Source organism: Pedobacter steynii, from assembly GCF_900103665.1.
In the GTDB taxonomy this organism is placed as follows: Bacteria; Bacteroidota; Bacteroidia; order Sphingobacteriales; family Sphingobacteriaceae; genus Pedobacter; species Pedobacter steynii.
This window is the reverse complement of the sequence record NZ_FNGY01000011.1, coordinates 202,889-228,325: the sequence shown is the minus strand read 5'-3', so window position 1 is coordinate 228,325 and position 25,437 is coordinate 202,889. Positions and strand designations below refer to the sequence as shown.

Annotated in this window: 22 protein-coding genes; 8 read left to right on the top strand and 14 right to left on the bottom strand. The window is 41.4% G+C overall.

Annotated features, from left to right (window positions below):
• The first annotated feature begins 12 nt into the window (after positions 1-12).
• Positions 13-1,329 carry a calcium-binding protein gene (locus tag BLQ87_RS26590; RefSeq protein ID WP_074611954.1) on the top strand — a complete coding sequence of 439 codons (1,317 nt, stop codon included), beginning with the start codon at positions 13-15 and terminating at the stop codon, positions 1,327-1,329.
• Positions 1,330-1,332: 3 nt separating this feature from the next.
• On the opposite strand, the gene BLQ87_RS26585 is transcribed toward BLQ87_RS26590, so the two are convergent.
• The 8 genes from BLQ87_RS26585 to BLQ87_RS26550 form a co-directional block, all read right to left on the bottom strand.
• A complete protein-coding gene (locus BLQ87_RS26585; protein ID WP_074611953.1) occupies positions 1,333-2,415 on the bottom strand; it encodes an Ldh family oxidoreductase in 1,083 nt (360 codons plus the stop codon).
• Entirely contained in the window at positions 2,415-4,007 is a 1,593-nt protein-coding gene (bshC, locus tag BLQ87_RS26580; protein WP_074611952.1) for a bacillithiol biosynthesis cysteine-adding enzyme BshC, read from the bottom strand. Before bshC ends, BLQ87_RS26585 begins: the two co-directional genes overlap by 1 nt.
• 46 nt (positions 4,008-4,053) lie before the next feature.
• On the bottom strand, positions 4,054-5,388 hold the full coding sequence (gene rimO, locus BLQ87_RS26575) for a 30S ribosomal protein S12 methylthiotransferase RimO (protein WP_074611951.1): 1,335 nt from the start codon (positions 5,386-5,388) through the stop codon (positions 4,054-4,056).
• A 38-nt stretch (positions 5,389-5,426) separates the two neighbouring features.
• Positions 5,427-6,389 (bottom strand): signal recognition particle-docking protein FtsY, encoded by a 963-nt coding sequence (gene ftsY, locus BLQ87_RS26570; protein WP_074611950.1) that lies wholly within the window; start codon positions 6,387-6,389, stop codon positions 5,427-5,429.
• Between the two features lie 72 nt (positions 6,390-6,461).
• Entirely contained in the window at positions 6,462-6,620 is a 159-nt protein-coding gene (locus tag BLQ87_RS26565) for a DUF4295 domain-containing protein (RefSeq protein WP_073229713.1), read from the bottom strand.
• Between the two features lie 38 nt (positions 6,621-6,658).
• Complete coding sequence (gene rpmG, locus BLQ87_RS26560; RefSeq protein WP_008242799.1) at positions 6,659-6,841, bottom strand: 50S ribosomal protein L33; 183 nt, start codon at positions 6,839-6,841, stop codon at positions 6,659-6,661.
• Positions 6,842-6,881: 40 nt separating this feature from the next.
• Positions 6,882-7,115, bottom strand: a complete 234-nt coding sequence (rpmB, locus tag BLQ87_RS26555; protein ID WP_039866682.1) for a 50S ribosomal protein L28 — start codon at positions 7,113-7,115, stop codon at positions 6,882-6,884.
• Positions 7,116-7,302: 187 nt separating this feature from the next.
• Entirely contained in the window at positions 7,303-7,740 is a 438-nt protein-coding gene (locus BLQ87_RS26550) for a hypothetical protein (RefSeq protein ID WP_074611949.1), read from the bottom strand.
• Positions 7,741-7,891: 151 nt separating this feature from the next.
• Here BLQ87_RS26550 and acs point away from each other — a divergent pair, with 151 nt between their 5' ends.
• Positions 7,892-9,784, top strand: a complete 1,893-nt coding sequence (acs, locus tag BLQ87_RS26545; protein WP_074611948.1) for an acetate--CoA ligase — start codon at positions 7,892-7,894, stop codon at positions 9,782-9,784.
• A 100-nt stretch (positions 9,785-9,884) separates the two neighbouring features.
• Here the strand turns inward: acs and BLQ87_RS26540 are convergent, their stop codons facing one another.
• Positions 9,885-10,574, bottom strand: a complete 690-nt coding sequence (locus BLQ87_RS26540) for a hypothetical protein (RefSeq protein WP_143010558.1) — start codon at positions 10,572-10,574, stop codon at positions 9,885-9,887.
• Positions 10,575-10,752: 178 nt separating this feature from the next.
• Here BLQ87_RS26540 and BLQ87_RS26535 point away from each other — a divergent pair, with 178 nt between their 5' ends.
• Positions 10,753-10,938, top strand: a complete 186-nt coding sequence (locus BLQ87_RS26535) for a CsbD family protein (protein WP_073229720.1) — start codon at positions 10,753-10,755, stop codon at positions 10,936-10,938.
• A 70-nt stretch (positions 10,939-11,008) separates the two neighbouring features.
• Here the strand turns inward: BLQ87_RS26535 and BLQ87_RS26530 are convergent, their stop codons facing one another.
• On the bottom strand, positions 11,009-13,942 hold the full coding sequence (locus BLQ87_RS26530; protein WP_074612011.1) for a M16 family metallopeptidase: 2,934 nt from the start codon (positions 13,940-13,942) through the stop codon (positions 11,009-11,011).
• 82 nt (positions 13,943-14,024) lie between these two features.
• Here BLQ87_RS26530 and surE point away from each other — a divergent pair, with 82 nt between their 5' ends.
• The 5 genes from surE to BLQ87_RS26505 all read left to right on the top strand — a co-directional run bounded on the left by surE (position 14,025) and on the right by BLQ87_RS26505 (position 21,599).
• The gene (surE, locus tag BLQ87_RS26525) at positions 14,025-14,813 is read left to right on the top strand and encodes a 5'/3'-nucleotidase SurE (protein ID WP_074611946.1); all 789 of its coding nucleotides are present in this window, start codon (positions 14,025-14,027) and stop codon (positions 14,811-14,813) included.
• Positions 14,797-15,063 (top strand): stationary phase survival protein SurE, encoded by a 267-nt coding sequence (locus BLQ87_RS26520; protein ID WP_074611945.1) that lies wholly within the window; start codon positions 14,797-14,799, stop codon positions 15,061-15,063. The genes surE and BLQ87_RS26520 overlap by 17 nt, the downstream gene beginning before the upstream one ends.
• 110 nt (positions 15,064-15,173) lie before the next feature.
• A complete protein-coding gene (gene lpxB, locus BLQ87_RS26515) occupies positions 15,174-16,280 on the top strand; it encodes a lipid-A-disaccharide synthase (protein WP_074611944.1) in 1,107 nt (368 codons plus the stop codon).
• Between the two features lie 556 nt (positions 16,281-16,836).
• On the top strand, positions 16,837-20,031 hold the full coding sequence (locus BLQ87_RS26510; protein WP_074611943.1) for a SusC/RagA family TonB-linked outer membrane protein: 3,195 nt from the start codon (positions 16,837-16,839) through the stop codon (positions 20,029-20,031).
• A 32-nt stretch (positions 20,032-20,063) separates the two neighbouring features.
• Positions 20,064-21,599: a RagB/SusD family nutrient uptake outer membrane protein gene (locus BLQ87_RS26505; RefSeq protein WP_074612010.1), complete on the top strand. Its 1,536-nt coding sequence runs from the start codon at positions 20,064-20,066 to the stop codon at positions 21,597-21,599.
• Positions 21,600-21,647: 48 nt separating this feature from the next.
• Here BLQ87_RS26505 and BLQ87_RS26500 read toward each other — a convergent pair whose 3' ends face one another.
• The 4 genes from BLQ87_RS26500 to BLQ87_RS26485 form a co-directional block, all read right to left on the bottom strand.
• Positions 21,648-22,295 (bottom strand): response regulator, encoded by a 648-nt coding sequence (locus tag BLQ87_RS26500; RefSeq protein WP_074611942.1) that lies wholly within the window; start codon positions 22,293-22,295, stop codon positions 21,648-21,650.
• Positions 22,296-22,346: 51 nt separating this feature from the next.
• A complete protein-coding gene (locus BLQ87_RS26495; RefSeq protein ID WP_074611941.1) occupies positions 22,347-23,771 on the bottom strand; it encodes an amidohydrolase family protein in 1,425 nt (474 codons plus the stop codon).
• Between the two features lie 47 nt (positions 23,772-23,818).
• Entirely contained in the window at positions 23,819-24,424 is a 606-nt protein-coding gene (locus tag BLQ87_RS26490) for an ankyrin repeat domain-containing protein (RefSeq protein WP_245723936.1), read from the bottom strand.
• Positions 24,425-24,563: 139 nt separating this feature from the next.
• Positions 24,564-25,406, bottom strand: a complete 843-nt coding sequence (locus BLQ87_RS26485; RefSeq protein ID WP_074611939.1) for a helix-turn-helix domain-containing protein — start codon at positions 25,404-25,406, stop codon at positions 24,564-24,566.
• Between the last annotated feature and the right edge of the window lie 31 nt (positions 25,407-25,437).

Genomic DNA, 25,437 nt, shown 5'->3' with positions numbered 1-25,437 from the left:
TTTCTTATAGCTATGAGAATCCTGATTTTTATTTTTCTTTCCTTCTTTTTTTGCAATCAAATCGTCGCTCAAAAAATTACCTTTTCGACGCATATTGCCCCGATTATTCAACAAAAATGTGCGCCTTGTCACAGACCTGGAGAAGCCGCACCATTTTCTTTGCTAACCTATCAGGACGTGGCTAAAAGAGGAACCTTTATTAAGGACGTCGTACAGTCTGGTTATATGCCGCCCTGGAAACCGGATAACAATTACAGAACATTCCATAATGACCGCTCCCTGAGTAAAGCAGAAAAAGAACTGATTGTGAAATGGGTGGACAGTAAAATGCCCGAAGGTTCAGTAAAGAAATCAGCGAAAGAGAACTCAGCTATTGTCTATATTCAGGGTACGCAATACCATAGAAAACCAGATACGGTACTGAAAGTGAGTAAGCCGTTTTTTATTAAGGGCGACAATGAAGAAAGATTCCTGGTCTTTAAAATCCCTTTTGACCTGGCTAAGGACCAAAACGTGGAAGCTGTAGAGTTTGTTTCCAGCAATAAAAAAGTGATTCACCATGCAAACTTTGCCGTTCATCCTGTGGAAAACGAGGTAGATATCCTTCAGGGAGCAGACTATGTCGACCTCAGTGGCTCAGACCGGAGTAAATATGATCAATACCTGCCCTTCAAAAAGAAAATGGACTATTATGGAGGCTGGATTCCCGGAACTTCATTTGAATCCTATCCTAAAGATTTTGGTTGGGTAATGCCAAAACGTGGCGTAATCTTACTAACCATTCATTATGCCCCTACAGGTAAAGATGAAGAAGAAATGTCTGGTATCAATTTTTTCTTCACCAAATCCGCAATTAAAAGAAAAGTTGATGTGATTAGCCTGGGCTCAGCAGGAGTGGGAGAAAGCTCCATTGAACCTTATTTTATGATTCCCGCGGATACAACCAAAGCCTTCAACCTTAAAATTGTAACACCTCAGGATCAATCCCTGCTATACATATGGCCACACATGCATTTGCTGGGTAAGACTTTTAAAGCGTATGCGGTAACACCGCAGGGCGATACTGTTAAATTGGTTTCTATTCCTTCCTGGGACTTCAAATGGCAGGAAATTTACAGGTATAAAAAGCTGATAAAAATTCCAAAAGGATCGATTCTAACCATAGAAGCACTTTATGATAATACTAAGGAGAATCCGAAGAATCCCAATCACCCTCCAAAAATGGTCTTCTCTGCCAACGACATGAAAACAACAGATGAAATGATGACCATGTTGATGGTCTTCCTTAAATACGAAGAAGGGGACGAAAACCTCGAACTGGACAAATAAAGACTAAAGTCTTTCGATCCCAAGCTTTACCGCGAGTTCATTCAGGTCATTAACTACAACATCAATCAAAGGAATGCCCTGAATCTTCCGTTCTTGTTCAAAAGCATATTCCGGCTCACCTGGAATGATGACCTTTTTATTCGGGTCAACCGTCTTCGCAGACTTAAACCGTTCAATCCAGTTGTCCAGGTGTTGTTTAAAATCATCTGCCGGACGAAAACCATCTATTCGCATAGCACCAAAGAAATGACCGATGCCTTCACCAACCGGATTTGCCGAAGGTTCTAAAAAGGCTACAAAAGGAGGCACCCAGGGGCCATAATTCGCCCCGGAAAGCACTGCAGATAAAATATCTACGGTGGCGCTCAAACCATAGCCTTTATGACTTCCATGATCTTTATCACTACCCAATGGCAGGAGGGAACCTCCATCTTTCAACTGATGTGCACTCGTAGAAGAATTGCCATCTTTATCCTGTACCCAACCCTCAGGAATAGGCTGGTTTGCCCTCTGGGCGATTTCCAGTTTCCCGTTCGCTGCAGCTGCGGTAGCCATATCTACCACTAAAGGAGGATACTTCCCCGCAGGAAAAGCATAACACATTGGGTTAGTCCCTAATAACCTTTCATTGGCATAAGTAGGGGCTACAAGCGGACTGGCATTGGTCATGCTGATCCCAATCATGTCCTGTTCTACGGCCATTAAAGCATGGTATCCGGCAATTCCAAAATGGTTGGAGTTTTTAACGGCCACCCATCCGCTTCCGTAAATTCTGGCCTTTTCAATGGCCACTTTCATTGCAAAGGGAGCGACGACCAATCCTAAACCTGCGTCTCCATCTACAGTAGCGGTAGTTGCTGTTTCATGGACTACTTTAACATCTGGCTTTGCATTGATCCGTTCTTTTTCCCACAACCTTACATAGCCGCTCAGACGGGCAACCCCATGGGAGTCTATTCCCCTCAGGTCAGATTTTAACAAGACATCTGCAGCCAGTTGCGCATCAGTAACTGGGCATCCCATTTTCAGGAATACGCTTTCTGTAAACTGACGTAGTTTTTGTTCGGTAAAAGTATGGAAAATCATTATGATGAAGCAAAGAGAACCGTAAATTGATGGTCCAGTGGTTTGAAATTAAGAATCAGCGAATGGATAAAGTTGTCTCCATACCCCACATACATCGGGGCAATATTCAGCACACGTTCCTGTAAGACTCCGGTAGGGAATAACTTTTCTTTTAAATTGTCAATCTGTGTGAGTGAAGTAACATGCCTGCGCTTTTCTGCCCTCAGCATTTTTTTCTCTAGATTGGCGATGAGCTTTAAGGCCCTTGTTTTTGCCGCATCGGCGGATTGAGAGAGCGTTTTGTCGATCTTGTAAGCATTGAGCTTGATCTGATCAAAAACTGCACTAATGGCACGCTGTTCATCGTCCAGCGACAACTGTAAAGTCACATGTGCCTTAATCCAATCATTCTTAAGGGTCAAAGGGTCTTTAAACAGATTGGTATGGTTAATTCCCAGAATTTGCATTCTTGTCTGACTGCGTTTATCAATCAGCAAGGCTGAATTGCGGAGCAGCAATACCGGGAAATCTATTTTATAGTAGTCAAAATTGGCTTTCAGTTGTAACCAATAGGTAAGTTCGGCACCCCCTCCAATATAAGCAAGGTTTGGAAGAATCACTTCCTGATATACCGGACGCATCACTACATTCGGACTAAAACGCTCTGGAAAATCAAGGATCTCCAGTTGCAGCTCAGCTTCTGTAAAACGGATGTCCGTATTCATGACCTTATAAACCTGATCTTCTTCGATAATTCTTTCGCGAAGCTGATCAGTCATATAAAAGAAGTTGATTTCTCTCGGATTGACCTGTGTTTTATATCCGTTTTCTTCCAATAAAGCATTGCTGGAAGAAATATGCTTAAAGCTGTGTTGCCCGATTATATCGGCTTCAATAATAGTCGCAAATTGCTTTTTCAGCTCATGTTCATCTGCATCTACACAAACCAATCCGTACTTTCCAAATAAAGCGTCTACCAGTTCGCGTGTTGCATCAGAAAGTTTTTCATGATGCGAATAAGCATGATCTACAATTTCAGATAATTGCAAGCCATTTTCAGTAATGCCGAGATAACCTTTATAAGCGATTAACACTTCCGTGATGTCCTTTGTGCTCAATCTTCCGGTAGCACCTGCCGCCTTCTTGTTCCAGGTCAGCATTCTGTCTTCGATTTTCACATGATTGATTTCTTCAAAATCATGATCTTCGGTAGCCATCCAGTATACGGGAACAAAATTATAATCCGGAAATTTCTCCTTCAGCTCTTTTGCAAGATTGATGGCAGTAACGATCTTATAAATAAAATAAAGAGGGCCGGTGAATATATTGAGCTGATGACCGGTAGTAATGGTAAAAGTCCGGTCATCAGCCAGAAGGTTAATGTGGTGTGCTACTAAAGCCGAAGGCTCAATAGATGAATATTGCTTTTTGAGGATCCGGGTCAATGTAGACCTGTTTCCTGTAAAGTTGCGGTTGGCGATGGCCTTTGCAAAGCCTTCAAAATCCGGTGTATACTTATAAAAAGCATTTAACTGATCCTTCCCACTGATGTAATCCAGTACAGCGGAGGAGAAGGCATTTGTTTCCTGGTAAGAGATGTATTTGGCCTGCATTGCCACGAATTTAAGTTAATAAACCAGAACTCCTTACATCCCGCTTTTATTTTACAATTTGTCCATATAGATCAAAGTCTTCAGCCCTGTCAATCTTCACCTTAACAAAGCTTCCATTGGCTGCATAACCTGTCGCAGCATCAATTAAAACCTCATTATCTACCTCAGGAGAGTCAAATTCTGTACGTCCTACAAAGAAATCACCTTCTTTTCTGTCGACCAGAACTTTATAGGTTTTTCCAACTTTTTCCTGATTAATATCAAATGAGATACCTTGTTGTAATTCCATGATCGCATCTACACGTTCCTGTTTCACTTCATCAGGTACATCATCTACCAGATTGTGTGCATGTGTTTTTTCTTCATGAGAATAAGTGAAACATCCCAATCTGTCAAATTTTGTTTCTTCTACCCAGCTCAGCATTTCTTCAAAATCCTGTTCTGTTTCACCAGGATACCCACAGATTAAAGTAGTACGCATGGCGATGGTAGGAACTTTATCCCTGATCTGGTTCACAATGTCTATCGTTTTCTGTTTCGTGATTCCACGACGCATCGATTTCAACATGTTATCTGTGATGTGCTGTAAAGGCATATCCAGATATTTACAAATGTTTTCACGTTCGTTCATTGCGTCCAGGATTTCCATAGGGAAGCCGGAAGGATAAGCATATTGTAACCTGATCCACTCAATGCCAGGAACATCAGAAAGACGTCTTAACAATTCATCAAGGTTACGTTTTCCATAAATATCCAGACCGTAATAGGTCAGGTCCTGAGCGATCAGGATCAGTTCTTTTGTTCCGTTGGCAGCCAGGATCTTTGCTTCGTTTACCAACTCCTGCATGTCGCGGGAAACGTGTTTTCCACGCATTAAAGGAATGGCACAGAAAGAGCAGGGGCGGTTACAGCCTTCTGCGATTTTGAAATAGGCAAAGTGAGAAGGAGTGGTCAATAACCTTTCTCCGATCAGTTCGTGTTTATAATTCGCACCTAAGGAATGTAAGATGTTATTTAAATCGTTGGTGCCAAAGAAAGCATCTACATTGGTAATCTCCGCTTCCAGCTCTGGTTTGTACCTTTCAGACAAACAGCCGGTCACGATTACTTTTCCTATTTTTCCAGCTTCTTTAAGTTCGCTGTATTGCAGGATGGTATCAATAGATTCCTGTTTTGCATTGTCGATAAAACCACAGGTATTGATCACTACGATATCATCCTTACCCATTTTATCGGATTCATGAGTCACATCCATACTATTGCCGCGAAGCTGACCCATTAAAACTTCTGAATCGTAAAGGTTTTTGGAACAACCCAAAGTAATTACATTGATTTTAGGTTTTTTAACAGGGATAATCTTAGATGTGGTTTTTGTATTCATGTGTGTTTTTTATCTTGAAGCGGATCTTTAAATAGTGTTTAATTAAATAAACTGTCCACAAAAGCTTTTTTATCAAATAATTGCAGGTCGTTTACGTTTTCGCCAACGCCTATGTATTTTACCGGAATTTTAAACTGATCGGAGATTCCGATCACGACACCACCCTTGGCGGTACCATCCAGTTTGGTAATGGCCAGTGCATTTACATCGGTCGCCTCTGTAAATTGCTTGCATTGTTCAAAGGCATTTTGCCCGGTTGATCCATCCAGTACCAATAGTATTTCATGCGGTGCATTAGGGATTACCTTTTCCATCACATTTTTGATCTTGCCCAATTCATTCATCAGACCGATCTTATTGTGCAGACGTCCGGCAGTGTCGATAATCACGACATCCTCGCCATTGGCTACCGCAGATTGTAAGGTATCGAAAGCTACAGAAGCAGGGTCAGAGCCCATAGCCTGTGCAACCACACGTACCCCAACACGCTCACCCCAGAGTTTAATCTGCTCTACAGCGGCCGCTCTGAAAGTATCTGCCGCACCTAAAACTACCTTCAGGTTTTCTGCCTTCAGCTTATGCGCCAGCTTTCCGATCGTTGTTGTTTTACCAACCCCGTTTACACCAACCACCATAATTACATATGGTTTATGTTGTCCGTATTCAAATTTACGGAAATCATTGCTGTTGTTTTCGGAAAGCATCAGTTGAATCTCATCGCGCAACAGGCGATGCAATTCTGATGTTGATAAATACTTGTCCTTAGCTACACGGCTCTGAATACGGTCGATAATTTTTAAGGTAGTACTTACTCCAACATCGGAAGTAACCAAAACTTCTTCCAGGTTATCGAGTACATCATCATCCACAGTCGACTTACCTGCAACTGCTTTGGTGATCTTACTCAGAAAGCCTTCTTTAGTTTTCTCTAATCCCTTGTCTAGAGCTTCCTGCGCTTCCGGAGCGGTTTCCTTTTTCTTGAAAAAATCGAATAAACCCATACGAATGTATAACTAAACAAAAAAAGCCCTCCCATTTAAAAGGGACGGCTTTAATATAATTAAATATTAAAATTATTTTTTAGATGCAGAAATAGCATCTTGAACGTGATCGTTGTGAACAATAACTTCTTTGAAAGAATAAGCACCTTTTGGTGATTTAGTCATTGTAATAACTTTTGAATATTCTTTTCCTTTTCCCGTTTTGAGGGTTGCAACTACCTTTTTTGCCATGATCTAAATAGATTGTATTTAGTTAAATACTAAATGTATTACTTAATTTCTTTATGTACAGTTACCTTTTTCAAAACTGGATTGAATTTTTTCAATTCTAATCTCTCAGTAGTGTTTTTACGGTTTTTAGTAGAGATATATCTAGACATACCAGGCATGCCACTAGTTTTATGCTCCGTACACTCTAGAATAACTTGTACTCTGTTACCTTTTTTTGCCATTTTATTAATCTTAAGGTCGATTCACATCAACCATTGTTATTTACAAATATCCTTTTTTCATGAAGCGATTAATCGCCTCAGTAATACCAATTTTATTAATGGTTTTGATAGCTGAAGTAGAAACTTTCAGTGTTATCCAACGATCCTCATCAGGAATATAAAATTTCTGAAGTTGTAAGTTGGGATAAAACTTACGCTTAGTTTTAACGTTTGAGTGAGAAACATTAAAACCTGTCATTGCCATTTTTCCGGTTAAATCACAAACTCTAGACATGCCTTTAAATATAGTGTGTTAATTGTTCTTTCTTAATTTTTTAAGAGTGTGCAAATATCAATAAAATATTTGTAATCATCAAGTAGGTATCTAAAATATTTTCAATTTATTTACAGCACGTTGCGAACTGTAGCTTAGATTCCTGTTGAGGACGCTCCCGGGGCGCAATATACAACATTTAAACGGATTAAACGACCACCGCCTCTTCCAAATCACCTAAAAGATGCTCAAATTGTAGCACATAACGCCTCGCTTCGTTAATATAATGTACCAGTTCCGGCCTTTCTTCCTTGCCCAATTGCTGTATCCAAAGCTGTTTATGTGCTTGTAAATGATACAATGTAGCCGTTACCCCATAGGCCTTATGCGGCGTTTTCAGTTGAGGATGTAAAACCTCATGCAGGTCCAGTTCGGAAATCCCCGGAAGGGAGATGGCCTTCATCATTGAAACAATGGTAATGGGAAGGAGCACTTCGTAAATTTCCTTAAGTAAGGACCGGAGGTGTTGATGCTGAGCCTTATGGGTATCCAGATTCCACTTTAAGGAATCTGTACGGTAATGCTGATTGGCCAGTTCTGCCCGTCTTAAGGTGTCCGAAATCTGGTCGAATAATTGTTTATTCATAGATAGGTGTGTCAGGTTAAATAATAGACAATTCAACCTGGCATTTGGTTTAAAAAGAAAACGGATAAAGGCGTTAAAACCTGCGATTAAAATTTTGTTAGCTTTTTAATAAAGGTATATTTGAGTTTTAGTTATTGACCTAAACCAAATCATGCAAATTAATTCTTTTGAAGAGTATCAGGAAACGTATAAACTGAGCGTTGAGCAGCCCGAACAATTCTGGGCTGGTATAGCAGACAAATTTTTGTGGAGAAAAAAGTGGGATAAAGTATTGTCCTGGAATTTCTCCGAGCCAAACATTAAATGGTTTGAAGGGGCAAAGTTAAACATTACCGAGAACTGCCTTGATCGTCACCTTGCAGAAAATGGAGATAAACCAGCGATTATCTGGGAGCCTAATGATCCCCAAAAGGATAGCATCACGTTAAGCTATAAAATTTTACACGAACAAGTATGCCGCTTCGCCAATGTGCTGAAGAAAAACGGCGTTAAAAAAGGAGATCGGGTATGTATATATATGCCTATGGTTCCGGAACTTGCTGTAGCTGTATTGGCCTGTGCAAGGATCGGTGCTGTCCATTCTGTGGTTTTCGGTGGGTTTTCTGCCAAATCTATTGCCGACAGGATCAATGATGCCGAATGTAAGGTAGTCATCACTGCCGATGGTGCTTTCAGAGGTAACAAACAAATTCAATTGAAAGAAGTGATTGACGATGCCCTGATCGGTTGCCCGACAGTGGAGCGTGTGATCGTGTTAACCCATACCCGTACGCCGGTATCTATGCTTAAAGGCCGCGATATCTGGTGGGAAGATGAAATAAAACTGGTAGATACCAACTGTCCGGCTGAAGAGATGAACGCTGAAGACTTGTTGTTCATATTATATACCTCCGGTTCCACCGGAAAACCTAAAGGAGTAGTACATACCATTGGCGGATATATGGTCTATGCAGGATATACTTTCTCCAACGTATTTAACTACCAGAAAGATGAAGTATTTTTCTGTACGGCTGATATTGGCTGGATCACCGGGCACTCTTATATCGTGTACGGCCCGCTTTCTCAGGGAGCAACAACCTTAATGTTCGAGGGAATTCCAACCTATCCCGATGCTTCCAGAATGTGGCAGGTAGTAGAAAAGCATAAAGTAAACATCTTATATACTGCACCAACAGCCATCCGTTCTTTAATGAGCTTCGGAGAAGAACCTTTAAATGGCATAGACATGAGCTCCCTTCGGGTACTGGGCTCTGTTGGTGAACCGATCAATGAAGAAGCATGGCATTGGTTCGATGAAAACATCGGAAAAAGTAAATGTCCGATTGTGGATACCTGGTGGCAAACGGAAACCGGTGGAATCATGATCTCCCCAATCGCCTTTGTAACTCCTACCAAACCTAGTTACGCCACTTTACCATTACCGGGCATTCAACCGATCCTGGTAGATGAGAACGGAAAAGAAATCGAAGGAAACGGCGTAAACGGAAACCTTTGTATTAAGTTTCCATGGCCGGGAATGATCCGCACCACTTACGGAGACCATGAACGTTGTAAACAAACCTATTTCTCTACCTACGAGAACCTTTATTTTACTGGTGATGGTTGTTTGAGGGATGAGGATGGTTATTACAGAATCACTGGTAGGGTAGATGATGTGATCAATGTATCCGGGCACCGGATTGGTACTGCTGAAGTGGAAAATGCCATTAACATGCATGCCGGAGTGGTGGAAAGCGCAGTAGTCGGTTTCCCTCATGAAGTAAAAGGTCAGGGAATTTATGCTTTTGTCATCTTTCCGAACCACCATGAAGATGCAGACCTTACCCGTAAGGATATCCTGCAAACGGTAACCCGTGTGATTGGTGCCATCGCCAAACCGGATAAAATTCTGTTTGTTACAGGATTGCCGAAAACGCGTTCGGGTAAGATTATGAGACGTATTTTAAGAAAAATTGCAGAAGGAGATACTTCAAATCTTGGTGACATCACCACTTTGTTAGATCCTGCCGTAGTAGAAGAAATCATCGAAAAATCGCAGAAATAAGATTTTAATCTAAAAAAGAAGCCCTCTGTCAAATCAACAGAAGGCTTCTTTTTTATTGCGTATTTTTATTTTAAGCCATAGCGCTTCATCGTGTAACTCCCTATTGTGTGGAAGATACACTGAAATTAACATGCTCAGGGCTCCTGTTGAAATGACCGCTGTACCAGTCTCTCAGTTCCTGCGTTTTGAATTTCTCGTTGCTGTTTACCCCTCTGACAAGCTTTCTTGCTGAAGTTGTACCGTCTATACCGTTTCTGGCTTCATAAAGTACATAGTCAACTAAGGTATCATCATTTGGTTTTGGTCCTTTGAAGACGAGCATCTTCCCATCTGTTCCAATAATAAAGGGAACCATGGTAGATTCTTTTAACACAGAAAGGAAATTTTCAGAAGCCGCGTCCTGAACGAGAAAATAACTGTTTTGACCAGCATTCTTTTGCTCATCGGCAGTCCAGGCTGCCTGATCTGTCCCGATAAAGAAATCAGCAAATACAACATCAGGATACTTCGCAAAACGTTTCTTTAAGGCGGTATAGTCCTTGTTTTTTTCTCCGGGAGGGCGGTTTGATAAAGTTGACCAGATATAAAAGTAAACCGTCTTACCCGCATATAAGCTGGCAAAGGTATGTTTCTTTCCCTGCTGATCCGCCAGTTGAAACGAAGACACGTTCATGTCCGTATAGTTATCGTATCCTTTCACTACTGCTTTGACTAAGCCTTTGACCATCATGGTGCAGGAAGTCTGCGACAAGGAAAGCAAAATAAGGGAGGCGTAAAATAGTTTTTTCATATCAGTTATATAGGTTTTTATCGGTTCGAAATCAGAATGTCCTCTGGCTCGTAAATCAGAATGTCTCTTATATACCAGATGAACAAAACAGGGCAATGGTTACATGAAATCAAACAAATATTTTCAAAACCTGTTATTATGGTATCTATTTATTGTTAAACATTAAAAAAAACGGATCATGGATAAGCTAGAATTGAAAGGAAAATGGAATGAGATCAAGGGTAAAGTAAAACAAGCTTATGCGGATCTTACCGATGACGATTTGAAATATGAAGAGGGGAAAGATGATGAGTTGTATGGAAAGTTACAACAGAAAACCGGGAAGACCCGTGATGAACTGGTGACCTGGATCAAATCATTGTAGCACCTATAAAAAGAAAAGGGCTGATTGCAAAAAAAAACGCAATCAGCCCTTCTCTTTTGAAAAAGAGAGCTTAATAACCAAATATCTGTTCTAAAGTCAATTTGTTCACTGTTCCAAATTTCTGCATGTCATCTAATTTTACATTTTTCTCAGAGGCAACAATACAATAATTGTAAGGCTTATTGGCCACATTATTAGTATGAAAAGCTTTGATATCTGTAAAGGTTAAAGGTTTCAGTTCATTGTACTCATCGATTCTTGAATCATGATCCAGTCCCAGTTTTTTATTCGCAAAGTAGCTGGCAATGATGTCGTCTTTGGTAATTCTGTCGGTTTCAATTGCATTCATCGCATTGTACTTAGAAGCTTCAAATGATTTTGCAGATTCAGGAAGATCGTTTAACAATTCATTCATCCCTTTTACAGCATCGTTCATTTTATCAGCCTGACTACCTACATAAGCCACCATTGCATATTGTTTGTCCGCTCTGTCCGGCGCAGAATAAACTGCAAAAGTAGAGTATGCCAATGCTTTAGATTCTCTGATGGTCTGGAAAACGATAGAACCCATACCCCCGCCAAAATAGCTGTTGAACAGGTTTACTTTACCCGCCAGGTCTGCTTCATATTTACCCGAATTTCTTACCCATCTAATTTCTGACTGTACCATATCATAATCAGCAAAGTAAACCTGATTTGTTGCATTATTCGTATAAACAAACCTTTTTACCGGAGGCTCAGGTGTGAACGTAGCCGGAAGTTTATGCAGCTTGCTGATGTTTGCTGTAAATTCAGGCAAGCTTTGCGGACCATAATACGTAATCTTATGCTCATAGTTGTTCACATTGTGAAGAATAGCAAGCAGATCTGCTGAAGTGATGTTGTTCACTTCATTATTGGTCAGGATATAGTTGGAAGGGTTGCTGGCGCCATATTGTGCATAGCTCATCAATCCATTCAGGATCATCGCCTTATTGAGCTTGTTGTTTTCTCTGGATTTCAGAATTCTGCTTTTCAGTCCTGCTAAGGCTGTTTCGTTGGGCTTACAGTTCGCTAAGATATGCTCTACTAAAGTCACTGCCTTATCGAAGTTTTCCTGTAATCCGCTGATATTAATAGTGGCCACCTCGTTACTTACCGAGAAGGTATAGTTACAGGCAATATTGTAAAACTCTTTGCTGATCTGTTCTGCGCTATATTTATCTGTAGCCAGGAATGCAAGATATTGTGCTGCATAAGGCATCAGCTTGTTGTTCCATGCGCCCATTTCAAAACGGTAAGACAAACGGAAAATAGGGTTTTCTTTATTTTGTACCTCAATCACATCCGCGATTCCTGCTTTACCGAAAGAAAGGTCTTTCTGGTAATCCAGAAATTTAGGTGCAATCTCTGTAGAAGGCATTGCCAATAAATTTTTTGCAAAAGGGGAAGTTTCTGTCGCATTGGTCTTCACTGGTGTGATGGTAGGTTTCTCTACTTTCGCGATACTTTTGTCTTCTCCTTTATGTTTGTAAGTGACTACATAATTGTCTTTGAAGAATTGATTGGCGAAGTCTGTTACCTGTTTTTTGGTCAGCTTTGCCATGGCATCCTGTCCGCTTAAGGACTTGTCCCATTTATTGGCACGGTTCAGGATAAATTCATTCGTTACCGCCTCTACACGGAAGCCGTTGTTATCAAAAGATTGCAATAAACTTAACTTTTGATTGGCCACAGTAGCTTTAATCAGACTTTCATCAAATTCTCCCTTTTTAAGGATATTGATCTGGTCTAACAGCAATTGTTTCGCCTGTTCTAAAGTCTGTCCTTGTTTAGGCTGAGCATTTAAAGTAAAGACGCCATAATCTTTCATTTGCTGATAACCTGCACCTGCACGAAGTACTTTTTGCTGTTTGTTCAGGTTGATATCGATTAAACCCGCTTTGCCATTGGCAAGGATGCTGGAAATCAGATCCAATAATAAACTTTGGTTGCTGTTTTCAGCGTAGCCTCTGTAAGATAGCCTTACACTTTCCGCACTTGGACCATAGATGTCCAGTTTCTGGATTTTTGTCAGAGGTTTTTCCGGAGCAGGATTATAAAGCACTACCGGTTTATTCTGCATGAAAGAGAAAGACTGATCTACTTTCTTAATCATTTCATCCGGATTAAAATCTCCCGCCATGGCCAAGGCCATATTGTTAGGAACATAGTATTTATTGTAATATTTTCTGATTTCTATCAGTGAAGGGTTTTTTAGGTGCGCTACTGTTCCGATCGTGGTCTGCTGACCATAATTATGGGTAGGGAACAACAACTCTGCTGTTTTCTCTTCTACCTTCCAGGCATCCTCGTCCAGTCCGCGGTTCTTTTCTTCATAAACAGCTTCTAACTCTGTATGAAAAATACGGAAAATTGGGTTACGGAAACGTTCTGCCTGTAAGGCCAGGAACTTATCGGTTGCATTGGAAGGGAAATCTTCGTTGTAAACGGTTTCTTCATACCAGGTATGTGCATTGGTGGATTGACCGCCAATCGCTTTCATCATTTTGTCGTACTCATTGGCGATAGAATAATTAGAAGCTTCGCCGGAGGTTTTGTCAATCTGCGCATAAATAGCTTTACGTTTAGCCGGATCAGTCGTTTTATTATACTGCTCATAAAGACCGTCGATTTTATCTAATAAAGGTTTCTCTTTCGCAAAATCCAATGTTCCGAACTTGTCAGTTCCTTTAAAAAGAAGGTGCTCCAGGTAATGGGCCAGCCCTGTTGCGGTACGTGGATCCGTATTACTACCAGCTCTGACACTCATGCGGTATTCAATCTTCGGCTCTTTGGTGTTTGCCGATAAAATGACCGTTAATCCGTTTTTTAAGGTATAAAAACGAGACTGAGTAGGGTCATTGGTCACGTATTTATACGTATACCCGCCCGAACTGGCCGTTTTCCATTGAAAACCGGATTGGGCCATCATACTCGTTCCTGCAATCAGAAAACAGGCGAGCAGTAATAATTTCTTCTTCATGTTTAATAAGTTATAATTCAAATATACTCGGGAATGTGCATTATTCCTGAACATTCTCTTGAAATCTTGTATTTTTACAGACATGATGAAGCAAAAGTCTAAACCTAATATTTTAGTGGTAAACGATGATGGAATCACTGCACCGGGTATTAAAAACCTGATCGACGTGATGAAGGAGCTGGGTAACGTGGTTGTCGTAGCACCTGATGGCCCGCAGTCTGGAATGGGACATGCCATTACCATCGGAAAACCATTACGTTTTGATCGCGTTGATCTTTACGAAGGCGTAGAAATGTACAAATGTTCCGGCACTCCTGTGGATTGTGTGAAGCTGGCAGTAAATAAGATTTTTAAAGGCAAAAAGCCTGATTTATGTGTTTCCGGAATCAACCATGGCCTGAACAACTCTATCAATGTGATCTATTCAGGAACGATGTCTGCTGCGGTGGAAGGGGCGATTGAAGGAATTCCTTCTATAGGTTTCTCCCTGGATGATTTTTCTGAAGGTGCAGACTTCAGCCATTGTAAAAAATTCATTAAATCCATTTCTGAAGAAGTATTGAAACATGGTTTGCCACAGGCAACCCTATTGAACGTCAACTTTCCAAAAGGAGCGGAACTGAAAGGGATCAAAATATGCAGACAGGCAAATGCAAAATGGGCAGAGGAATTTGACGAACGTAAAGATCCATATCAACGGCCTTACTATTGGTTAACAGGCGTATTCCAGAACAATGATAAAGGAGAGGATACCGACGTATGGGCTTTGGAAAACGGCTTTGTATCTGTTGTTCCGGTACAGTTTGACCTGACCGCACACCATGCCATCCCCATTTTAAACTCCTGGACATTTGATGTTAAAAAAGATTAAAGATTCCGTATTTATAGGCCTGGGGATCGGAATTATGGTCCCTGGGATCCTGATCAGTATCGTGTGGTTCCTCATGCACCGTTATGCTTTCCTTGCGAAAGCAGACCTGCTGCTGATTGCCTGTATTGCGGCAAATGCCGGATTACTCCATTACTTCTTTAAATTGAACAAGGAAAATCTGGGAAGAGGCATCATCAGCGCTACATTCATGTGGGCTTTTGTGTTCTTTTTCTATAAAATCAACCAATAATGAAACCATCATCAGCACACCGCTTACAAAAAGCAATGAACCTCGCTTGGGAGCTCTTGAAAACCATTGAAAATCAATAAAAAGATCGAAAAAAATCAAATTATATACTGATGAAATACTATTTAGTAGCGGGAGAAGCTTCCGGAGATCTGCACGGTGCTAATTTAATGAAAGCCATTAAAGCAGAAGATGACGCTGCTGATTTTCGTTATTATGGTGGAGATAAGATGCGGGCAGAAGGTGGGGTATTGAAAAAACATTATTCGGAAATGGCCTTTATGGGCTTCACAGAAGTACTGCTGAACCTTCGCACCATCTTCAAAAACATGAAAGCCTGTAAAGAAGATGTGCTGGCTTACCGTCCTGATGTATTGATTCTGATTGATTTCCCTGGTTTTAACCTTAAAATCGCAGAATTTGCGAAGGAGAACGGCCTCAAAGTATGTTATTATATTTCTCCAAAAGTATGGGCCTGGAATCAGAAAAGAGTACTTAAAATAAAGAGAATTGTGGATAAGCTATTCTGCATTCTGCCTTTTGAAGTAGAATTTTACAAGACCTGGGGAATGGAGGTCGATTATGTGGGAAATCCATTATTGGATGAGATCGCTCAATTTATCCCTGATCCGGATTTTCGGAGCAAGTACCAGCTTGACAAAGACATTATCGCTTTATTGCCAGGGAGCAGGAAACAGGAGATTGAACGCCTGTTACCGGATATGTTGAGTGTAACCGCGGACTTCCCAGAACAGCAATTTGTGGTGGCAGCAGCACCGAGCTTTGAGGAGACCTATTACCGGCAGTTTATCAACTCGGCAAACGTAACCCTTGTTTTCGGACAAACGTATCAGCTGCTCCATGTCGCAAAAGCCGCTGTGGTGGCCTCAGGTACAGCTACCCTGGAAACTGCGTTATTTCATGTTCCACAGGTCGTAGTCTATAGGGGAGGGGCAATTTCTGTTGCTATCGCCAGAATGCTGGTCAACATCCGTTTTATTTCTCTTGTGAACCTGATCATGGATAGAAAAGTTGTTACAGAACTTATTCAGCAGGATTGCAATACTTTAGAGATCAGTAGAAACCTGAAAAATCTGCTGGAAGGCAGCGAAAGGGAGCAAATGCTGGAGGATTATGCCGAATTATCTGGTAAAATGGGAACAGCAGGTGCTTCAGAAAGAACAGCCAAGCTCATCATGCGTTTCCTTAAAGGGCTTTAAATCCTCCAAAACCTTGAATTACATTTAGTTTCAGATATTGTTTGAAATTTAGGATTTATTCTTTAATATTGATTTAGTAAAACGTATTAGTTCGAGCCTGATACTTTACATAGACCATTAATTAACCTAAATATAACCAAATATGAATGTCTTTACTATTTCTAATAGATTACCGTTGACGGATTTATAAAACGTATTAGCTTTTAATTATTAGTGATTTATGGCCTTTTGATCTTCGAAGGAGGGTGGGGCTATGGGCAATCCGGTTTAACCGGGATTCCCGGAGTTAATCGAACAGCAGCTTTCATACTCTTTTTTTGAAGGAATTGATAAAACGTATTACTATATATTTAATAATCAACCCAAGTATTCACCCCCTAACGCAAATCGCATGAATAAATAAGCCAACTCAACATTGATATTAAATTGTTAAAACGGTTTAGTGTCACTCAGTACCAATCCCTGTTTCGACATCCGCCATCATGAACCATTGGTGTCGAAGCAGCAAGCATTCCCAAATGCCAACCCATAATTTACTAACCTAAAAACAACAAAAATGAAAATCAAACACTTAGTTCTGGCAGGGCTCCCTATGCTTTGTCTAACGGGAATCGAGGCCTTCGCTGCGACATCAGCGCGAATCAGTTCCAGTGCCAATTCCCATACTTCTTTTTTCTTTCAGGGGGTAACACAAAAGATAATCATCAGCGGAACAGTGCTGGATGAAAAGTCAACGCCCGTACCGGGGGTGGGGATTAAATCCTTAAAAACAAATAAATCAACGGTAACCGATGCTGCAGGCCGTTTCAGTATTGAAGTAGAGAGTGCCACAGAGCAACTGTCCTTCAGTTATATCGGCTATACGACGCAAACACGTGCTGCCGGATCGGGTGCGACTCCCTTGAGCATCAAACTGGTGCCTGCTGAAGGGGTAAACCTGGACGATGTGGTCGTGGTAGGTTATGGAACAAGGAGGAAATCTGATGTGACCGGTGCTGTAGGATCTGTAAAAGAAGAACAACTGAAGGAACGCCCTGCAGCTTCTTTAAACCAGGCCTTGTCCGGGCGTATTTCAGGAGTGCAGGTGAATTCAAACTCCGGACGCCCTGGTGGTCAGACCAATATCAGAATCCGTGGTTTCAGTTCCATCAAAACGACCAACAATCCTTTATATGTAATCGATGGCGTAATTCTTCCTGTGGGTTCTCAAACTCAGAACAGTAATGCAATAGACTTCTTAAACCCGGGAGATATTGCCTCTGTAGAGGTGCTTAAAGACGCATCTTCTGTTGCCATCTATGGAGCCAGAGGTGCCAACGGGGTTATTTTAGTGACCACGAAAAAAGGTTCTGCTACTGGTGGCAAGATCAGTTATGATGTTGATTTTAGCGTGCCGACAATAGGCCCGAAAAGAGTGGAAATGCTCAATGCAAAAGAATTTATTGAGGTAGAAAACCTGGCTTTCGATAATGCTAAAATCTACGATCCTGAAGGTTTTGCCGGAGGAAAATACGTGGACCCGAGAATTAAAAGAAAAAATTTGCCTCTGCTTTTCGATTCCAATGGAAATCCTTTATACGATACCGACTGGTTTAAAGAAGCAACGCAAAATAAGCTTTCGCAAAATCATCAGCTCGGGTTTACAGGAGGTAATGCAGAAAATACCTACGGCCTGTTCCTGAACTACCGTGATGATAACGGCTTGTTGAAAAATTCTTACCTGAAACGCTATTCCGGTAGGTTTACGATGGATAGTCAGATCAAAACATGGATGAAAGTAGGAGGAAGCCTGAACTATACCAATCAAACGGAAAATTTGGTGGATATAGGTACTGGCGGATTAAACTCGGTTAGGATGATCACCGAAAGTTTCCCTTTTTTACCTGTTAAATATCCTAATGGAACCTGGGCAGATAACCAGAATTATCCTGGTGCTGAAGGAGGGTCCAATCCGGTACATATCCTGACAGACCGTAAATATATTTTACAGACGCAAAATACACTTGGAAACGCTTATGCCAATATTAACCTGGCGGAAGGACTGGAATTCCGGAGTGTAATCGGTGCGAATATTGTAACCCGCGGACGTTCTGAATATAACGGACGAAGCTTATATGGAATCTCTTTCGATCAAAAAGGAACGGCTACTTTAGATAACAACAGGGAAACCTATTGGTCTTTTGAAAATTATCTGACCTATAATAAGCGTTTTGCTAAAGACCATGCGATCACCGGCTTACTGGGTTTATCATGGCAGAAAACAAATATCTTCGGCTTTGCAGTAGGAGGAGAGAACTTTTCCACAGATTATTTAGAGTATAATAATTTAAGCGGGGCAAGTAAACCAATTCCGGGGAGTTCAAGGGCGGACCGTTTTGCTTTTAACTCCTATTTTGGACGTTTGAATTATAGCTTCAAGGACAAGTACCTGTTTACGGTAACCGGACGTATGGATGGTTCCTCTAAATTCGGATCCAACAATAAATATGCTTTTTTCCCTTCAGGAGCAGTGGCATGGAAAGTTTCTGAAGAAGATTTTATCAAAGGAAGTCCGGTGATTTCTAATCTGAAACTGCGTGCAAGTTATGGTTTGACCGGAAACTCCGAGATCGCAAGTTTCTCTTCATTGGGGGTGTTGGGAACAGGATATGCGGCCATCTTTAACAATACCCGATTTGGCGGTGTGGGAACCAATCGCCTTGCAAATCCAAATCTGAAATGGGAAAAAACAGGCCAGTCTGATATTGGTGTAGAGCTGGGATTATTTAACAACAGGATCAGCATTGAAGCCGATGTATACTACCGTAAAACTACCGATATGCTGCTGGATGCGCCGGTGCCACTCACCAGTGGATATAGCTTTATCACGAGAAATATTGGTAGCATGGAAAACAGAGGTTTGGAATTTGCGATCAATACAGTGAACGTCAGTACAGAAGATTTTACCTGGAATACCGCATTTAATATTTCAATGAATAGAAATAAAGTGCTTTCCCTTGCTACTCCGGCAGATATTTTTGGCGTGGGAAACCCAGGTTTTACTAATGAAACCGGAATCATTCGTGTAGGTGAAGCAGTAGGTTCATTCTGGGGCCTGACCCGCCTGGGTACCTGGAGCGAAAGTGAACGTACAGAAGCCGCAAAATATAACTACAGAGGGAAAACAATATTACCGGGAGATGTTAAATACCTTGATGTAAATGGAGATTATCAGATTAACGATGCCGATCGTATGATCATTGGTAACGGAAGTCCGAAAGCATGGGGTTCATTTTCAAATACCTTTAAGTACAAAAATGTCGACCTGACTGTTGAACTTCAATATTCTGCAGGAAATGATGTACTCAACATGACAAAACACTCCGCAGAAGACCGCGTTGGATTGGCCAATAGTTACAGTTCCGTGCTCAATGCCTGGACTCCTCAAAATCAGAACACACCAATTGCAGCAATTCGTGATACCAGGGCCGGATATGTAACCAATGTGGATACCCGTTGGGTAGAAGATGGCTCATTCATTCGTGGAAGAAACCTTTTATTAGGTTATAATTTCCCTGCAGCCATCACCAAAAAATTGAAATTAAACCGATTGAGGGTTTATACCAGTGTGCAGAATTTCTTCCTGGCTACTAAATTCTCCGGAAATGACCCTGAGGTAACTACTTACTCCAATGCATTTGCACAAGGACAAACCTTCTTTGATTACCCTAAGCCCACCACATATATGGTTGGTTTAAATGTTGGTTTATAGTTTTGATCGCTTCTACTTTAATTAAATATATCATGAAATTAAATATAAAATATACAGGTAAAATCCTTCTCGTTGCGTTAGTCGTACTTGGAACAGGATGTAAAAAATTCCTCGAAGAAAAAGACCCTTCAAATTTAACTCCTGAAACCTATTATACCATTCCTGAGCATGGGGAAGCCGCTATAGCTGCGGCTTATGCCCAAACACGCTTCATTGGGAATGGGGCCGGCATTTTCGTCGCAAACTTTTCGATGCTCGAAATGGTCACCGGAACTGCGAGAACAGAAACCGGACAGAATTCCGATTTGAATAACCTTCTTGGTTTATCTTTTAACGGAGAAAATTTATTGGTGAGAAACTGGTGGGCAGGGCTGTACAATGTGATTGCGCAAACGAATCTGGTCATTGAAAAGGTTCCCGCAATCAATCCGATGGATGCAACCAGAAAAGCCCAGATCCTCGGTGAGGCCAGGTTTCTTCGTGCCTGGGCGTATTTCTATCTGGTGAGACTATATGGGGACGTACCATTGATTACCACTCCCCAGACTGCAACTTCGCCTGATTTTTATCCAACCAGAACCGGAACGGAATTGGTTTATAAGCAAATTACAGATGACCTGACTGCTGCAGAAGAGGCAGGGCTGCCATGGCAGGATGCAAGTGGAAGAGTGAGCAAAGGTGCGGTAAAATCATTGCTGTCTAAGGTCTATCTTACCATGGCCGGACAACCGCTAAACAAAGGTGCTGCTTATTATAAACTTGCCGCAGATAAATCTCTTGAGGTGATGACCAGCAGCGGTTATGGCCTTTTTCCTTCTTATGCAGACCTTCATAGCCTGAGCCAGGAAAATAAAGGAGAACACATTTTTCAGATTCAGTACCTGGCTACTGTTTCGGGAAATCCAATGCAGCAATTGCTGTTACCCAATTTTAAGAATGTTTCTGCCTATAGCGATGAAATGGGAAGTACGGTTCCAACCACAAAGTTTTATCAGTCTTTTGAGGCCGGGGATTTAAGGGCCAAAGACAGAGAGGGCTTCTTTTATACTTCTTATTACACAGGCGGGAACGGAGAACTGAAAGCACTGAATGCACCTTATATTTTTAAACATTTTGATGTGGTGGCGAATGGGACATTGGGTACTGCAGGAACTACACAAAGTGATTTAAACTGGCCACAAATCCGCTTTGCAGAGGTATTGTTGACTTATGCTGAGGCACAAAACCGGGCAGACGGGACTCCAAATATCGCTGCATATGAGGCGCTGAACAAGATCAGAAGACGTGCATTGATACCAGAGCTTTCCGGTTTATCCCAGACCGCTTTTGAGGAAGCTGTATGGCGCGAACGCTGGCATGAGTTATGTTACGAAGGCATCACCTGGTTTGATATGGTACGCTTAAGAAAAGTGTACAATGAGTCGACCAATGGCTTCGATAACTTTGTCGGACATGCATTTGCTGAAAGTCCTTCAACGGTATTGGCGGAAAAACACTTACTTTTCCCACTGCCAAGTGTAGAGATTAAAAACAATCCAAACCTTAGACCTCAAAATCTAGGGTACTAAACTAAAATAGAGATAAAGCGCCTGCCGGAATACCCCGACAGGCGCTTTTTAGGAGCTCACAATGAGCTTATTCTTGATCGCGAAGTCATAAAGCGCAACGGTAGAATCTCCGATCTCCAATTTTCGCATGATGTTTTTTCTGTGGGTATGAATGGTGAATTCCGATAGGTATAACCGCTCTGCGATTTCCCTGGTTCTCATATTCTGACAAACCAGTCTGATGATTTCCACCTCACGTTTCGTCAGCTTATGTTTTTTCAGAAAATCATCAAAATAGGAAAAAGAAGAAGCCCCTGTCTGATTTTCTCCCAAAATCGGGAAATAGAGTTTTCCTTCCAATACCTGCGAAATGATCCCCGAAAGCAACTCCAGTTTACCTGATTTAACCACGTATCCACTCGCTCCCTTTGACCTGCAGTCTTTAATCAGTTCGGGAGAATTGTAATTGGTCATGATGATGATCTTAGCCTTTAATGATCGGCTTTTCAACTCATCAAGTGTCTTTAAACCATCCAAACCAGGCATATTCAGGTCAAGTAAGATCAAATCTGCCCGGTAGATGGCTTCGGATTGTAAAAGGGCAAGCCCATTGGATACACGATCAATAATGTTAAACTGATCATCTTTGCTGAGGTAAGCTTGTATACCTTCCAGAATTGCCGGATGATCATCCGCAAGGATTATTGAGATCTTCATAAGATTGAGTTAGCATTAATCAATCCCTAAAGTACTTAATATGAGGTCATTTTATAATGATAAATCATTTTTCTTTTTAACATTCTCCAGCATCTGATCCAGGGTATGCCTGTCGAGCAGTTCCCCTTTTGTAATTACAGCATATATTTTTTGGGTAGCGCTGATATTTTTTAATGGATTTTCATTCAACAATAGCAGGTCTGCTCTTTTTCCTGTACTCAGACTTCCATATACCTTCTTATTCAGAAAAGCAGGGGAATTAACCACTGATGCCTGCAATGCCTGAAGTGGTGTTAGTCCGTATTTAACCAATAATTCCAGTTCTTTATGTAAGCCGATTCCGGGATAGGCATAAGAATTCAGGTATCCGGCATCTGTTCCTGCCATTATTTTTACGCCTGCCTTTTGCAATAATGGTAAGGTTTTAACGGTTTTTTCAAATAATTGATGCCTGAATTCAATGGCTTCGGCATCATCCTGCTCTACTCTTTTTACCCTTCCTTCATAAGTTTTTTGAAGCCCTTTTCCAATGTATTGAAGGTAGGTGTCATGCTTATGGTTATCCTTCTCGAAATAAGTCAGAATGTAATTTAGTGATAAGGTTGGGGTAATGTACATGCCATGTTCGGCCATATTTCTGTAGGTCGCCATTGCTGCGGTTTCCTCAAAAGTGTCCATCACCTTTTGGTTAAATGCCTTGCCTTTTAACGTCCCTGCTGCCACTTCCGCAGAAATTTCCCGCTCTATTTTAGATCCTGCTTTAAGCGCATAGCCAAGGTGTTCTACCGAGCTTAGCCCCGCCGCTGCGATCTGTTCCATCGTCAGTGCGTTCGGGATATGTGCAGACACCTGATAACCACGCTGACGGGCCATTCTGATGCTTTCTAAAAAAAGCTCCGGGCTCAGGGTATTGTCTGTGATCTTCACAAAATCGACTTTCATCTTTTGCAGAGAATCCAGTGCCTGTTTGATTTCCCCGGTATTGCCGACTTCAATGTCTCCTTTCCATACTGATTTATAACCTTCCAGTTTAGGTCCCGAAGTGAAAATTGTTGGCCCTTGTAGTTTTCCGGCTGCAATCTCTGCCCTCCATTGCAATACACTCGGACTAATATCGGCCGCTGCATCGCGAATGGTCGTAATCCCATAAGCAAGATATAAGGGGAGAAGGTTTTTGTTTTCTTCAATGATTTCTGTTCCGCCTCCAAAATGCATGTGCATATCCCACAGGCCGGGCATCACGTATTTACCCCGGGCATCCAGGGTCTTTACCGCCGTGTATTTTTTAAGTTGGCTTTCCGGTAAAACTGCGATGATAAGGCCGTTTTTAATGGCAATCATCTGTTTTGGGATGATTTTCCCTGTGTTTACGTCAATAATTGTGGCCGACTTAATCAAAAGGTCTGCCGCTTTTTTCTGGGCAAATGATGCCTGAATGAAGAATAGGGCAAGCAATAGAAATGTTATTTTTTTCATCAGAATATTGTCTTTTAAGCGGTATGCTTATAATGGTTTCATGGTGTTTATTTTTTTGAACCTGCTTTTTCTATGATGCTGACGATTTCTTTGAAGTTTTTCTGACGTGCATGCGTCAGCGCGGTCACACCATCCTTGTCGGCGATATTCACATCACTTCCGGCATCTACGAGCATTTGTACAATTTGGACCTGCCTGCTGTTGCCATCAGCCAGAATCACAGCTTCCAATAAGGCAGTCCAGCCCAGCCTGTTAATATGGTCGATAGGGAAGGACTTGTCTTTTAACAATTCAGCAACCACGGCCACATGGCCTTTTTCACAGGCAGGAATCAATGCAGTACCATTGTATCGGTTAAAGATTTTATAATCTGCGCCTGCTGTTAAGCAAAGTTTAACAATATCGAGGTAACCGGAAGCTCCGGCATAAAGGAAAGGGCTGTTTAACATCTTATCCTGAGCATTTACGCTGGCCCCGGCATCGATTAATAGGCTGGCCATTGGCAGGTGGTTTAGATAGGTCGCTGCCATGAGCGGCGTTTCTCCTTTTTCATTTCGTATTTCCACGTCTTTATGACTGGCAATCCATTCTTTAAGTTTGGTGGTGTTTTGTGCTGCGATGATATCGAAGACTCCGGTTTTCGTAGGGTCCATAGTTTTTTCTTGTGAACATGCGGTTAAAGTGCATAGGCTGAAGATCAGCAAAGCCACTAAATAGGTAATGCGGTAATTCATATGCAAATGTATATTTCCCTAAAATACCGGCGTAGGACTGTTTAGCACATCAAGGGTACTAATTATTCATTTTGCGAAATTCCTGAGGACTGCTGTTGGTGTATTTCCTGAAAAAGCGGGAAAAGTAAGAAGTATCATTAAAGCCAAGTGTATAGGCAATCTCTTTAATATCCAGTTTGCTGAACGTGAGCATTCGCTTTGCTTCCAGTAAAATCCGCTCCCTGATATAGTCCCCAGCCGTAATTCCCGATTTTTTTCTGCACACCTGATTCAGGTAATTTGCCGTGACACTCATCTCATTGGCATAAAAGGAAACTTCACTATGTGTGGCATAATGTGTTTCCAGAAGCGTTAGGAAACTGTTGATAATGCGGTGATCAGGGGCGAATTCCTGCACCGAAAAATTATCGCTGTACCATCTTTTTATCAATAATAAGACCACCTGTAAACGGGATTGAAGGACATCAATGTATAGGTCTTGTGAATGATGCACCTCTTTTTCCATTTTTTCAAGTTCCTGGGTCAAGGCCAGGTACTGCTCGTCTGTTAAGGGAAGAAATGGCGAAGCCGATAGGTTGAAATAGGGGAAACGTTGACTTCCAGGCAATAGGAATTTTAGAGAAAACATCAGCTGATACCCTGTGGTATCTTTTGAAAGCTCCCATTGATGTGCCTGTCCGGGGGCAAGGAAAAACACCATTTGATCCTTTACTTCATGCGCTTTAAAATCTATGGTATGTGTGCCGCTTCCTTTTTCGATGAGCAAAATCATATAAAAATCATGCTTATGGGCATGAGGAATAGAGGGCATATTGATCGGTTGGTGATGAACTACTTTAAAGTCCTCCTTGGTGTAAGGAAGATTGAAAATTTGTTCAATGCCGACAGTAGGTAAAAGCATTTTAAGTGATAGTAAATTGTTTTATCTAACT